This window comes from Roseburia amylophila (genome assembly GCF_025567465.1).
GTDB classification, from domain to species: Bacteria; Bacillota; Clostridia; order Lachnospirales; family Lachnospiraceae; genus Roseburia_C; species Roseburia_C amylophila.
Map to the genome: position 1 here is coordinate 1 of NZ_JAOQKI010000016.1, position 13,764 is coordinate 13,764.

The following is a 13,764-nucleotide window of genomic DNA, read 5'->3' on the forward strand; positions in this document are numbered from 1 at the left end:
GGCGGTGGCGGTGGCAGTAGCAGTGGCGGCGGTGGCGGCGGTGGCGGCGGTCACAGCTTCTAATCCCAAAGACCTGCCTTTTGCCGTTTTATACCGCTATTTCATAACCTGTAGGACCTGCCACCGGCAAATTCCTGCAGATGTCCGGAAATAGCAAAAATCCCATGGAGAATATTTCTGTTTTCCATGGGATTCTTTTTGACGTTTTTTATATTGATATTTTTTATACTGCTTTCTTTTCTAAATTTTTCATGATATTTAATTCACGCAGTGCATAGAAAATGGCAACGACAGCTGCAGCTGCATCTGCGATTGGTCCTGCATACATTACTCCGTCGATTCCCATAAACAAAGGGAAAATAAGAATCAGCGGCAGTAAAAACAGCACCTGCCTGGTCAGTGATACAACAATACCAAGTCTGGCTTTTCCAATGGATGTAAAGAAACTAGAAGACATTGGCTGGATTCCATTGATAAATGTCATAAACATAAAAATTCTGAAATACCGCTCTGCGAACTGGAAATATTCTGTACTTCCATCACCAAATACCGCCACCAGCTGATGTGGAAATATCTGAAACACAATAAAAAAAACAACACCCACCAGCACGGATATCTCAAAGGCACGCCAAAATGTTTTTCTTACTCTCCCAAAACTTCCCGCTCCATAATTAAAGCCCCAGATTGGCTGGCAGCCCTGGGAAATTCCAATACAGATTGCCATAAATACCATATTTACTTTTGAGATAATTCCAACGCAGGCAAGGGGGATATCTGTTCCATATACAGACATTTCTCCGTAATGACGCAACGTATTATTCATGGTAATCTGCACGATTGCCATGGCTATCTGGTTGATGCAGGAAGCCATTCCCAATGCTGCAATCGCTTTCATATATTTCACCCTTGGACGAAGCATGGAAAACCAAAGTTCCATTTTTCGGAATTTTACAAAATATATAATAACAAGCAGACCTGATACAAACTGTCCGATTACAGTCGCCCATGCGGCTCCTTTGATTCCCCAGTTAAATGTAAAAATAAATAACGGATCTAAAATCGTGTTGATAATTGCGCCCACAAGCATGCAGGTCATGGAATAGGTCGGGCTTCTGTCCGCACGAATCAGATGCGTTCCACCGGTTGTAGATACCAGAAACGGGATTCCAAAAGCTGTAATAAATGTATAATCCTGTGCATATGGCAGCACATCCGGTGTTACACCAAATAAATACAGCAGCGGATTTAAAAAAAGCAATACGATTGCTGCAATTATCACTCCACAGATAAACAGAAGACCCAGTCCTGTTCCTGCAATCTTATTTGCTTCTTCTACATTTCCTTTTCCGGTCTCCAGATTATAATTGGATGCACTTCCGATTCCAAGTAACAATGCCGTTGCCGTGCAGATAATGGATACCGGAAATGCAATATTTGTTGCGGCATTTCCAAGCATGCCAACGCCCTGTCCGATAAATATCTGATCTACTATATTATAAAGGGAACTTACCAGCATGCTGATGATTGCCGGTATTGCAAAGCGGACAATCAGTTTCCCGATTTTTTCTTCCGCCAGCGGATTCTTCGTAGTTTCTACTGTGTGTTCCATCACGGTCTCCTTTCTTTCTCCGGCGAAGGGGAAAGCTTATAACTTAATATATATAATCAATTGGTTATTCAGCAATTAACTGTTTTTTAACGGAAAATGCCAACAGTTCTTAGGTGCATGTTTTTCTTGATTGTAAACTGTCTTTTGCCTGCTTTGACTGGAATACTGTACTGTCCGCTGGATACGGATGCCACATAAGTCCTGCAAGGGGCACTAGGGAATTTCGATTTGCAATCTGCCCAGTCTGGCAACCGGCACAAATTCACATCCATGTTCATCTGTGCCTCGCTGGTACATCCCTGTACCAGCGTTGCCTGTTGCCAGACGAAATTCCAAGTGCCCCTAACAGTCCTTAAAATGCATCCGTATTTCAGCGAACGGTGCAGTATTACTGTCAAACATGGAAAAGACTGTTTTCATAGCAAAAAGAAAAACATGTACTTTAGAACTGTGGGATTTTCCAGTCCCAAACAGGCAATTGCTGAATAACCAATGATTTTGTATTATCTTATAAGCTTTCCCCATCACCTGCATAAAGCATTTCATACCGAACGATTGTAACACCCATTTTCTCCGAAGTCAAACCAGCGGTGGAAAAGATTTCACATGAAAAATATGTCTTTTACAACCATACCCAAAGAATGGTATACTTAGCATAGATATGGAGGTCGTATGATACAGACAGATAAATTGGTACAATTCTATTGTGCCCAGTATAAAACCTTTGCGAAAAAGAAGCATAAAAAAGCGATACCGGAAACAGGTCCCTATCCGAAGCGGATGCAGCGGCTTTCCAAGGAACTGCTGGCTATCCATTCTCCGAAGATAAAACAGCCGCAGCTGGAGAATTATCACCGTCAGCTCCGTAATCTTGCCTATTTTGTTTATCGGGATGCCAATCCCATTTATATTATGCAGTTTGAGACTTATCTTGTTGCTGAGCTGGTCCGTCTTGATATCAGTTCCCTGCGGGACGAGGAACCGGAATTAATTACAGAGCGTTTCTTAAACTTTTTATATCAGGAAATGCCCCTTGCAATCTGCCGGCGCACCTTAAAGGATTTGTGCCATCAGTATGGACAATTTGGAATGCGTCATCAGATTGTCGGGATGGTTCCGTTGAAACCGGAAACAGAATTTCCACAGACCAGAGGCATGCAGCGGCATTTTATCCTGCATGTTGGTCCTACCAACTGTGGCAAAACTTATCACGCATTAGAGCGTTTAAAAGAGGCTTCGTGCGGAGTCTATCTTGGTCCTTTGCGTCTTCTGGCGCTGGAAATCTATGAGAAAATGAAAGATGCTGGCATTGCCTGTACGATGCTTACCGGAGAAGAATGCATTCCGGAGGAAAACAGCCGGATTACTTCTTCTACCATTGAAATGTTAGACATGGAACAGCACTATGATATTGCCGTTATTGATGAAGCACAGATGATTGCAGACCGTGACCGTGGGCACTCCTGGACCCGCGCTATTCTGGGGGTAAAAGCAGATGAAATCCATATCTGCATGAGTCCTGCTGCCGAGGAAGTTGTTACCCACCTCATAGCCCTTTGCGAGGATACCTTTGAGGTTCGCCACTATGAACGGAAAACTGCACTGGTCTGTGAGCAAGAGGCATTTGTTTTTCCGGATGATGTCACAGAAGGTGATGCACTAATCACTTTTACCAAGCGTGCTGTCTTAGACATTGCCGGACGATTAGAACGTGAGGGAATTCGTGCCAGTGTCATCTACGGCAGTCTTCCACCGGAAATCCGCAGAAGACAGATTCGTCTTTTCTTAAGCCACGAAACAAAAGTAGTGGTTTCCACCGATGCCATCGGTATGGGACTGAATCTTCCGGTACGAAGAATTGTTTTTATCCAGACAGAAAAGTATGACGGCATTTCCACCCGCCCGCTTAATATTCCGGAGATACGGCAGATTGCCGGACGTGCCGGACGGTTTGGCATGTATGACACCGGTTATGTCAATGCCATGGGCGAGGATGCCAGAAATTATATTGCCAAACGTTTTGACCAGCCGGAACCAGTTATTAAGAAGGTAAGCCTTGGTTTCCCACATATCCTTTTAGATATGGACGAGCCATTAAATGCCATTTTAAAAATATGGAAATCCGTAGAGCCCTCTGCTCCTTTTGAGAAAATCAGCATTGACGAAATTCTCTTTCTATATGATAAGGCATATAAAGCCCGTAAAGAAATCGATGGGTTTGAGGATAAACATACCCTCTACCGGATGCTGACCTGCTCCATTGATATCAAAAACCGGGATATCGTTGATTTGTGGCTCTATTACTGTAAAACCTATACTGCTGATGTCTCCCTTCATTTTCCATCACTGATTATGTGTAATGACAAGGGACTGATGCGTTACGAAACTTTTTATAAAATGCTGGACTTGTACCATCAGTTTTCCACCAGAATGGGAAAAATTTCTGATAGCGAGCGATTAAACCGGGAACGGGAAAAGACAGAAGATACAATTATGAAGCTTCTTGCCAAAGATAAGAAGGATTATATCCGCACCTGTAAATACTGCGGCGTAACGCTGCCGGTAGGTTATCCGTTCCGGGTCTGTGAGAAGTGTTATGGACATAGGCCCTATAAAAAAATCTGATAACAGGAGGTAATCATTATGTTTCTTTCCATTGAATCCAAACACCCAAAATTTTATCAGGTCTTCCGGATTTTCATCGTATTTTTTGCATCGATTCTGTATGCATGGAACCTGCGTTGTTTTGCGAAAACTGCCGGATTATTTCCGGGCGGTTTTTCCGGAGTGTCCCTGCTCTTACAGAAAATCGGGCTGACCTTTTTCCATATTGATATTCCATATACCTTTTTCAACGTGGTTTTAAATATTTTCCCAATCTATATCGGTTTCCGGTTCCTTGGGAAAAAATTTACCTGGTACTCGATTCTTACGATTTTCTTATCCAGTATTTTCGTAGACCTGCTGCCGGCTTATGTATTTACACAGGATGTTCTTTTAATCAGTGTGTTCGGTGGTCTTTTAAACGGATTTGCCATCTGCCTGTGCTTAAACGTTGGAACTACTACCGGTGGAACCGATTTTATCAGTATTTATCTTTCCTCCCAGAAGGGAATTGATGCATGGAATTATATTCTCCTTGGCAATGTCATTATCCTTGCCATTGCAGGTGCTCTCTTTGGCTGGTCTATTGCACTTTATTCCATTATTTACCAGTTCTGCAGCACCCAGGTAATTCAGATGCTTTATAAGCGTTACAAGAAAGAGACTCTGTTTATTATTTCCGATAAATCCAATGAAATTTATCATGCGATCCGGGAAACCACCAACCATGATGCCACCCTCTTTCAGGGCATTGGCTGTTATGAAGAAAAAGAAAAGACGCTTATCTACTCCGTCATTAATACGGAGGCTAAGCGCCAGTTAATTCCTATGATACGTTCCATCGACCCACACGCATTTATCAATATTGTAAAGACGGAGGAATTGGAAGGCCGGTTTCACAATACTCCAAATGATTAATGCATCATCTGGTATACAAAACTACTTTTTCTGATACCGGTCATAAATTTTCTCCGGTGTCATCAACGAAACTTCATCGATGAAAACATTTCGGAATGTCATGGTACCGCCCTGACATTCCTTTGTTTTTTCTGCAGCTGCCTCGCCGCACAATCCGATAAAACTGCAGCAGGCTGCTGCCGCTTCTATGGTTGCTTCTGTTCCAAGAAATGCGCCCAGCATAACCGATGACATACAACCGCTTCCGGTAATATGTGCCATCATTTCATGGCCTCTTCTGCATTCAAAGACTTCTCCGCCATCCGTAATCACATCCACTGCACCGGATGCAATCAGTATGGTCTTCTGTGCTTTCGCATACTGTTTCATGCTTTCCACATCAACAGACTTATCCGATGCATCCACACCGGTTACGGTATTGCAGTCCTTTAACAGTGCACGAATCTCAGAATAATTTCCCCGAATGCAGGTCGGGTGAATTTCTTTTATCAAAGTCTGGCATTGCATCCGCCGGTAAGTAGAACCGGAAATTCCTACCGGGTCTAATACAATGGCATGTCCCATTTCATCCGCTTTCTTTCCGGCTTTTTCCATGGCTTCAAAATCCGCAATGGCTCCAAGATTACAGACTAATGCGGCTGCCCCTTCTGTTATCTCTTCCACTTCCAGCGGATGATGTGCCATGGTCGGCGATGCGCCTGCTGCCAGCAGAATATTGGCACAGTCATTGACGGTCACCGCATTGGTTATACAGTGAATGACCGGACGTTTCTTTTTTATCTCATGATGCAGTTCTACAATTTTTCCGGCTTCTAATTCCATATTCTAGTTCTCCAGACTGTCTTTCATTTTTGCTAACATTCCTGATTTCTTTAAAGGAATGGTAATAATCATTGCAATAATGGTTCCTCCACAGGTACTGATTAAGAATGGTACTACAAAAGTAAATAATGCAGCTGCTGTATTTCCCATTACCAGATAAGCAACCGGATAAGAAAGCATTCCACCGATAATTCCGGTTCCTACTACCTCACCGATATATGCAAATGGGAGTTTCTTTCCATATTTATAAAGGAGTCCGCCAAGAAGTGCTCCACACATACTTCCCGGAAATGCCAGTGGACTTCCCAATGCTAAAAGGTTACGGATTAAGGATGCAATAAATGCCTGGGCAAGTCCCCACCAAGGTCCTACCAGAACAGCACACAGTACGTTTACAAGATGCTGTACCGGGGCACACTTTGAGCCGAATACCGGAAATGAAAACAGGCTTCCTACGACTGCGATTGCTGCAAAAATTGCGGTTACGGTTAATTTCTTTAAGTTTGATTTGTGATTCATTTTGTCCTCTCTTCTGTTCCCATCCGAGAGGACGGGAACCTCTTAGTTTTTCTTTACTGCTTCTGCAACTTTTTCCACAATCACGCAGAGAATGACGGTAACCACCATATCCGGAAGTGTATTTCCAACCGGAGTATCAATGTGCATCAGCACACGGTAAAGCACAAATCCGATAAGCCAGACACCAAGATTACGCCACTGAAATGCCATGTCTTTTGCATTGGCTTTCTTTAAAATAAAGTAATCTGCAATCTGTACGGCAATCATCGGAGCAAAGACAGAACCGATAAGATATAAGAAATTTGTAATGTTATCCATTGGATATACAATTGCTGCAACAGTTCCGATTACCGTTACAATAATTGCTGCCCATTTCTCATTGATTTTCTCAGAAATGGATACACTGGAAACACCTGCAGAATAAGCATCCAAGAAAGTCGTTGTTACTGTTGAGAAAATGATAATCACAAGTCCTACGATACCAAATCCGGTCTTTAACATAATCTGTGCAATATCATATTCACCGGTAATAAGTGCTGCACCCATACCAATGACATACATGAAAATACTGACCAGACTGTATACAACAACGCTGACTGCGGTTGCTGCAAATGGTTTTTCTGCTTCTCTTGTATAATCACTGATTAATGGCAACCAGGAAAGTGGCATTGCTACCGCAAGCTCTACGGCTGCGCCAAAGGTAAGGCTTCCATCATCCACGATTGCCGGAATGGCTCCATTTCCAATAAAAATCACTTTAAACAATACCAGTGACAGGATAAATAATGCGGTCATTGCAATGGTATTGAGCTTTCCAAGATTGGTAAGTCCAATCAGAATCCAAAGGATAATGAGGACTCCGATAATAGCTGCCCAGAACCAGTTTGCTACCGGAATGACACCATTGGCTGCCAGTGCGCCATCATAAATCATTATGGCTGTCCATCCTACCAGCTGCAATACATTCAACGCTGCAAAAAGAAGGCTTCCCTTCTCTCCAAAGCTCATTTTTACGGTTTCCATAGCACTTCTTCGTTCTCTTGCACCAATCATCCCTGCTGCAAACATCATCAGTCCACCGATTAAGTGTCCTAATAAGATAGCTGCCATGGCTTTTCCAAATCCAAGCGGTGCAAAATAAGTTCCGGTTAAAATTTCAGCAATGGATACACCGGCTCCAAACCAGATTAATCCATTACTGAATACAGATGTCTTCTTCTCATTCATTGGTATATTCTCCTTCTATTGCAAATGCGTGATTCATCGGGCCGCTTCCCTTTCCCAGATTCAACATGGCTGCCAGTGCGCCGGATATGTAATTCTTTGCGTACTGCACGGATGTTTCCAGGCTGCGTCCCTTGGCAAGATTAGATGCTATGGCAGATGATAAGGTACAACCGGTTCCGTGGGTGTTTGGATTGTCAATTCTCTTTCCGTGGAACCATACCGGCTCTTTGTCCTTCTGCCAGAGCAAATCATTGGCATCATTTAACTGATGTCCGCCTTTTAACAGCACGGCACAACCGAAGGTTTTACAAATGATTTCTGCTGCTTTTTCCATATCTGCTTCTGTCTTTATCTCCATACCGGAAAGCACTTCCGCTTCCGGGATATTTGGAGTTATAACAGTTGCCAGAGGCAATAATTTAGTTTTCAATGTACCGATAGCGTCATCGCTGATGAGCTTTGCTCCGCTGGTCGCTACCATAACAGGATCCACGACTATATTTTTTGCGTGGTACGCTGTCAGTTTGTCCGCAATTGTCTCTATCAGAGCACTGGAAGAGACCATTCCGGTCTTCACTGCATCCGGATATATATCCGTAAAAATACGATCCAGCTCCTCTGCCAAAAATTCTGGAGTTACCTCCATAATGTCTGTTACGCCGGTTGTATTCTGGGCAGTAAGTGCCGTGATCGCACTCATGGCGTATACGCCATTGACGGTCATCGTCTTAATATCTGCCTGGATGCCGGCGCCTCCACTGGAATCACTTCCAGCGATTGTTAATGCTGTGTTCATACATTTGTCTCCTTTGCATTAATTTTGTATAGCGACCTAAGGTGGTGCCCCCAATCTGCCGCTGAATTGTTCAGATGAATCATTTTCTGATACGGGCTTCGGCTTGTCCTGAAATACCTTGTTCAAAAAAAGAATCCTCTGAAATTTATATAAGTAAGACTTTTTTATGTCCTATCTTATGCATGATTTTTTACTACCATATTTACTTTTTGCAACAGTTCTTTCGTTCCCTCTTCGATGTCCTCACATGCGAAGATTCCACTTACAACTGCTGCTCCTGCAATTTCGCATCCTTTTAATTTCAGGATGTTATCGTGGTTGATGCCGCCAATTGCGACTACGGGGATGGTGACGCTCTGACAGATTTCCTGCAGCAGGGTTAGTTCCATCGGCTTTGCATCAGTCTTGGTGCTGCTGCCAAATACGGCTCCGCTTCCTAAGTAATCTGCACCGGCTTTTTCTGCTGCTTGTGCCTGTTCTATTGTTTTCGCAGTCACTCCGATGATTTTATCTGTTCCAAGAATTTTTCTTGCACGGGTCAGCTCCATATCGGACTGCCCCACATGCACACCATCGGCTCCTATCCTTTCTGCCAGTTCCACATTATCATTGATGATCAATGGTACCCTATAACGGTGGCAGAGTTCCAAAAGGCTTCTGCCTTCTGCTTCGAATTCCGGCTCAGATAATTCTTTTTCCCGAAGCTGCACTAAAGTAACTCCGCCCTTTAATGCTTTTTCCACCTGCTCATATAAGGTCTCTCCCTTAAGCCAGCTACGGTCGGTAATGGCATAAAGAAGAAGCTGTTCTCTTGTAATATTCATATGTGATTTCTCCTCACTACCCGCAAAAACAAAAGTGCAGGACCTCTGTAAAAAAGATTCCTGCACACTAAGTAATCGCACCTGCGTTTCGTTATCTCCCTACGTTGGCATTATCCAAATCAGGTTCTGGGTTAAAGCTTCTGCTTACTCTCAGCCCGCCTGTGCGAGCACCCCGTTTTTCAACGATTTTCATTATACACATTCCCCACAAAAAAGCAAGCTATGTTTTCCATAAAATACCTTGAAAACCACAAAAAAATGGCTTAGAATTAGTTTAGCTTATTACATCATTGTACGAAAGAGAAGGATTAAGAATATCTATGAATTATGATGAAAATGTTTTTAAAGCCAAGGCCAATATCAAAGCCCGCAGAATCTGGCTTGTATTTTCCCTGCTGCTGACCGCTAACTATGGTGCCGATATGTCCAACGGTCTCTATCCATCGAAGCAGTATCTCTATTTTGTTCTGCTCTGCTGGATTCCATTTTTTATTGGAGAATTATTTCTAAAAATCAAAGGCAAAACTACTGACATCTATCGCTATATACTGGTGCTTGGTTACGGTATCTTTTATACTTATCTTTTATGTACCACAGCATCCCCAATTGCATTTACCTACATTCTGCCGGTAACCAGTCTTTTAATTATTTTTAAAGACCGGAAATTCATGCTGCAGTGCGGTATTGCAAATACTATCAGCGTAGCGATCAGTATTATTTACCGCTATATGGTATTAAGCTGCACCACTGCTACTGACGTAAAAAATTATCAGCTGCAGATATCCTGCCTGATTCTGTGCTATATCTGTTATATCATGTCCATCCGCCATTTAAACGAGGCTGACGGTGCACTGACAGACAGTATCAAGGATGATTTACATCGTGTGGTAAATACCGTAGAAAAGGTGAAAACTGCCAGCAATAACGTTATGGACGGTATCACCGTTGTCCGGGAACTGGCTAATGAAAATAAACACGGTTCTGACGTTGTCTTAAAAGGAATGAACAATCTGACCAACAACAATCAGGAATTACAGAACCGTACGACTTCTTCCCTTGATATGACAACTGACATCAATTCCCAGGTAGAACATGTCGGCTCCATGATTCAGGAAATGGTTTCTCTTACCAATGAATCCATTCATCATGCACAGGTCAGTTCTGCTGACTTGGAGAGTCTTGTTACAACTGCAGGAACCATGTCCAGACTTTCCAATGAAGTAGAACAGGTTCTGACAGAATTTACCTCTGAATTCGAAAAAGTAAAATCCGAAACCGGAACCATTGACAACATCTCCGGTCAGACCAATCTCCTTGCCTTAAATGCTTCCATTGAAGCTGCAAGAGCCGGAGAAGCAGGAAAAGGATTTGCTGTTGTTGCTGAGGAAATCCGTACCTTGAGCACTGAAACCAAGGCTTCTTCCAAACAGATCCAGGATGCGCTGATGCGTTTGGATGAAATCTCCGGCAAGATGACAAAATCCATTGAAGAGACCTTAAAACTTATTCAGCTTACTCTTGAGAAAGTCACACTGACCGGTGAAAATGTGAATAAAATTACCGCTGACTCATCTCAGATGGGTGAGCATATACAGGTCATTGACAATGCAATCAAAGAAGTGGAAACATCAAACCGCCAGTTAGTAGAAAATATGAAGTATATTTCTGAAATTGTCGATACCATGACACTCTGCATTCATGATTCTGATGATATCAGTCAGCGTATGGTAAGTAAATATGATGAAAGTGCTAACAATATTAACAGCATAGAAAATGAAATCCAGGCATTGATGTGCAAGCTTGGAATCGGCGGCTTCATGGGTATTGAGGATATCAACCCTGGTATGAAAGCAACCATCCGCCTGACGGAAAACCCTGACCATGTTTTCCATGGTGAAGTTCTGAAACAGTATTCCAACCAGATTATACTTTCTCTGGAAGAAAAGCTTTCTTTTCGTAACAACAAATCCTGTTCCATCCAGATTACTGTTGGGAATGTGCTTTACTGCTGGGATAATGTCTCCGTCCATGTAGATAAAACAACCTCTGATTTCGTCGTAGAAATCACCGGCAGTCCAAATATTTTAAACCGACGGAAATATCCTCGTGCCGACCTTTCCAATTTCTGTAATATTACAGTTAAGAACACCGGAGAAACCTTCCAGGGACGTATGGAAAATATCAGTGCCAACGGATTTGCTTTCCTTTGCGATGCACCGTTCTTTGCAGATAGCAAAGGGACTGATATTCTCTTAAATATCCTTTCCTTTGATTTACCGGATCAAGCTGCTTTGGAAGGTCATATTATCCGAAGTTCCGACGACGAAGGCATGTATATCGTCGGCTGCCAGATGCCGGAAGACAATATGGCAATTAAAGATTATGTAGATCAGTTGTTAGGATAAAACTATTTCAAGATATTTTTTAAGATATCGCTGCTTGCGAAAGAAGAAAACTCATAGCAGATTCCGTTTGGAATTTACTATGAGTTTTCTTTTTGGTCTGTATTTTGTATCCGTAATCTCCGTCTTTATTTTCCTGCTTCATTTAATGCTGCAGGATAAATGCTTCGATCTCCGATAAATCTTTGGAAATCAGCAGACGGTTAAAATCTTCTTTTGCTGCAAAGCCTGAGCTCTGCATTTCTTCGAAAAATGCTTTCAGTGGCTGATAGAAGCCATCAATATCATAAAGAATACATGGATTCTCATTGATGTGAAGACGCTGCAGGGATATGATATCCGATAACTCGTCTAAGGTTCCCGGACCACCCGGCAGTGCGATGTAAACATCTGCTAACTCTATCATTTTCGCTTTCCGCTCCGCCATATCTTTCGTATCTATGTACTCTGTCAAAAACTGGTGTCTGCGGTTTTGAATGGATTCCACCTGTGGCAGTACACCGATTACTTTTCCACCATTGGATAATACGGAATTGGCTATGGTTCCCATCAATCCGCCCCGGGCTCCACCGTATACCAGTGTGTGTCCGTTCTCTGCAATCCACATGCCAAGGGCTACTGCACCGATGGTATATGCTTCCTTACTTCCTGCGGATGAACCGCAATATACTGCTATATTCATATGCTCTCCTCTGCTACTTTTCCTGACGTTCTACTTCCATATTTTTAGGCAATACAAGATTTAAAATAATGGCAGTAAGGAATACAACTGCTACACAGTTTTCTGCAAAGATAGAACGGATAATGCCTGGGAAGATTGCAAATAAATCCGGCAGCTGGGTAAAGCCTAATCCGATACTTAAGGACAGTGCCGATATGGTAATATTTCTCTGGGAAAATCCACATTTTCCAATCATCTGCAGTCCACTGATTACAATAGTTCCGAACATCATAATTGTACATCCGCCCAGAACTGCACTTGGCAGTGTGGCAAGTACTGCACCTACTACCGGGAAAATTCCTGCCAGGATCATAATTATGGCCCCCGTTGCAATGACAAAACGGTTTACAACCTTGGTCATGGCAACCAGACCTACATTCTGGCTGAAGGATGTAATCGGCATACAGCCAAATACCGAAGATAATGCACTGACAAATCCATCACAGGCAAGTGAGCCCGCAGTCTCTTTCTGGGTGACATCACGGTTTAAGCCGGATGATGCCAGTGCCGAGGTATCTCCAATTGTCTCGGTTGCTGACACTAAGAATATCAAAACAAATGCGATAATAGCATCTGCATGAAATTCCATTTTAAATGGCATCAGATGCGGCAGTGCCAGAAGGCTTGTATCGGAAAGTGCTGAAAAATCTACCACACCCATACACAATGCCACAATATAACCTACAATCAGTCCAAACAGTACGGATAACTGTTTGAAATAGGATTTTGCTACAATATTAAATACGATACAGCATACCAGTGTCACAGTTCCAAGTATCCAGTTGGTTGCAGATCCGAAATCTGCACTGCTGCTGCCACCACCAAAGGAATCTGCACCTACTTCAAGCAGGGAAAATCCAATTGCTGTTACAACGGTAGCTGCTACAATCGGTGTTACCAGTTTCATCCAGTATTTGGACAAAAGTCCAAGGATACCTTCTACGATACCTCCAACAAGAACCGCTCCCATGATTGCTCCATAGCCATACTGTCCGCCAATGACACAGGCAATGGATACAAAGGTAAAGGAAATTCCCATGACAATCGGAAGTCTCGAACCGATTCTCCAGATTGGGAATAACTGAATCAATGTTCCGATTCCGGCAATCATCATTGCACTCTGAATAATCATTGCCGTATTCTTTGCATCCATTCCGCAGGCCCCTGCCACAATCAGAATCGGTGCAATATTGGCTACAAACATAGCTAAAATATGCTGCAAGCCAAATGGAATTGCATTTAAAACCGGCACTTTGCCATCCAGCGAATAAATATTATCTACGCTGGCTTTCTGACCTGCTGCCATACCATCTTTTGTGTTT

At 42.8% G+C, this 13,764-nt stretch carries 11 protein-coding genes; 3 read left to right on the forward strand and 8 right to left on the reverse strand.

Annotated features, from left to right (window positions below; all coding sequences use genetic code 11):
* Window positions 1-223: 223 nt before the first annotated feature.
* Window positions 224-1,609 carry an MATE family efflux transporter gene (locus tag OCV43_RS10310; RefSeq protein WP_262624044.1) on the reverse strand — a complete coding sequence of 462 codons (1,386 nt, stop codon included), beginning with the start codon at window positions 1,607-1,609 and terminating at the stop codon, window positions 224-226.
* Window positions 1,610-2,281: 672 nt separating this feature from the next.
* Here OCV43_RS10310 and OCV43_RS10315 point away from each other — a divergent pair.
* Window positions 2,282-4,234, forward strand: a complete 1,953-nt coding sequence (locus OCV43_RS10315) for a helicase-related protein (RefSeq protein ID WP_262624045.1) — start codon at window positions 2,282-2,284, stop codon at window positions 4,232-4,234.
* Window positions 4,235-4,252: 18 nt separating this feature from the next.
* On the forward strand, window positions 4,253-5,131 hold the full coding sequence (locus OCV43_RS10320) for a YitT family protein (RefSeq protein ID WP_262624046.1): 879 nt from the start codon (window positions 4,253-4,255) through the stop codon (window positions 5,129-5,131).
* 21 nt (window positions 5,132-5,152) lie between these two features.
* Here the strand turns inward: OCV43_RS10320 and thiM are convergent, their stop codons facing one another.
* The 5 genes from thiM to thiE form a co-directional block, all read right to left on the reverse strand.
* Complete coding sequence (gene thiM, locus OCV43_RS10325) at window positions 5,153-5,953, reverse strand: hydroxyethylthiazole kinase (protein ID WP_262624047.1); 801 nt, start codon at window positions 5,951-5,953, stop codon at window positions 5,153-5,155.
* Window positions 5,954-5,956: 3 nt separating this feature from the next.
* Window positions 5,957-6,472 carry an energy coupling factor transporter S component ThiW gene (gene thiW, locus OCV43_RS10330; RefSeq protein WP_022243897.1) on the reverse strand — a complete coding sequence of 172 codons (516 nt, stop codon included), beginning with the start codon at window positions 6,470-6,472 and terminating at the stop codon, window positions 5,957-5,959.
* Between the two features lie 42 nt (window positions 6,473-6,514).
* The gene (gene cytX, locus OCV43_RS10335) at window positions 6,515-7,699 is read right to left on the reverse strand and encodes a putative hydroxymethylpyrimidine transporter CytX (protein ID WP_262624048.1); all 1,185 of its coding nucleotides are present in this window, start codon (window positions 7,697-7,699) and stop codon (window positions 6,515-6,517) included.
* A complete protein-coding gene (gene thiD / locus OCV43_RS10340; RefSeq protein WP_262624049.1) occupies window positions 7,692-8,495 on the reverse strand; it encodes a bifunctional hydroxymethylpyrimidine kinase/phosphomethylpyrimidine kinase in 804 nt (267 codons plus the stop codon). The genes cytX and thiD overlap by 8 nt, the downstream gene beginning before the upstream one ends.
* A 176-nt stretch (window positions 8,496-8,671) precedes the next feature.
* A complete protein-coding gene (gene thiE / locus OCV43_RS10345) occupies window positions 8,672-9,319 on the reverse strand; it encodes a thiamine phosphate synthase (RefSeq protein WP_262624050.1) in 648 nt (215 codons plus the stop codon).
* Window positions 9,320-9,639: 320 nt separating this feature from the next.
* Here thiE and OCV43_RS10350 point away from each other — a divergent pair, with 320 nt between their 5' ends.
* Window positions 9,640-11,724: a methyl-accepting chemotaxis protein gene (locus tag OCV43_RS10350; RefSeq protein WP_262624051.1), complete on the forward strand. Its 2,085-nt coding sequence runs from the start codon at window positions 9,640-9,642 to the stop codon at window positions 11,722-11,724.
* A 142-nt stretch (window positions 11,725-11,866) separates the two neighbouring features.
* On the opposite strand, the gene OCV43_RS10355 is transcribed toward OCV43_RS10350, so the two are convergent.
* Window positions 11,867-12,403, reverse strand: coding sequence for an LOG family protein (locus OCV43_RS10355; RefSeq protein ID WP_262624052.1), 537 nt, complete (start codon window positions 12,401-12,403; stop codon window positions 11,867-11,869).
* A gap of 13 nt (window positions 12,404-12,416) precedes the next feature.
* A complete protein-coding gene (locus OCV43_RS10360; protein WP_416906627.1) occupies window positions 12,417-13,748 on the reverse strand; it encodes a uracil-xanthine permease family protein in 1,332 nt (443 codons plus the stop codon).
* Window positions 13,749-13,764 lie beyond the last annotated feature (16 nt).

Coding starts and splice junctions, on each gene's coding strand:
- OCV43_RS10310 (WP_262624044.1), bottom strand. CDS start 1,609: ATGGAACACACAGTAGAAACTACGAAGAATCCGCTGGCGGAAGAAAAA.
- thiW (WP_022243897.1), bottom strand. CDS start 6,472: ATGAATCACAAATCAAACTTAAAGAAATTAACCGTAACCGCAATTTTT.
- thiM (WP_262624047.1), bottom strand. CDS start 5,953: ATGGAATTAGAAGCCGGAAAAATTGTAGAACTGCATCATGAGATAAAA.
- cytX (WP_262624048.1), bottom strand. CDS start 7,699: ATGAATGAGAAGAAGACATCTGTATTCAGTAATGGATTAATCTGGTTT.
- OCV43_RS10315 (WP_262624045.1), top strand. CDS start 2,282: ATGATACAGACAGATAAATTGGTACAATTCTATTGTGCCCAGTATAAA.
- OCV43_RS10355 (WP_262624052.1), bottom strand. CDS start 12,403: ATGAATATAGCAGTATATTGCGGTTCATCCGCAGGAAGTAAGGAAGCA.
- thiE (WP_262624050.1), bottom strand. CDS start 9,319: ATGAATATTACAAGAGAACAGCTTCTTCTTTATGCCATTACCGACCGT.
- OCV43_RS10350 (WP_262624051.1), top strand. CDS start 9,640: ATGAATTATGATGAAAATGTTTTTAAAGCCAAGGCCAATATCAAAGCC.
- thiD (WP_262624049.1), bottom strand. CDS start 8,495: ATGAACACAGCATTAACAATCGCTGGAAGTGATTCCAGTGGAGGCGCC.
- OCV43_RS10320 (WP_262624046.1), top strand. CDS start 4,253: ATGTTTCTTTCCATTGAATCCAAACACCCAAAATTTTATCAGGTCTTC.
- OCV43_RS10360 (WP_416906627.1), bottom strand. CDS start 13,748: ATGGCAGCAGGTCAGAAAGCCAGCGTAGATAATATTTATTCGCTGGAT.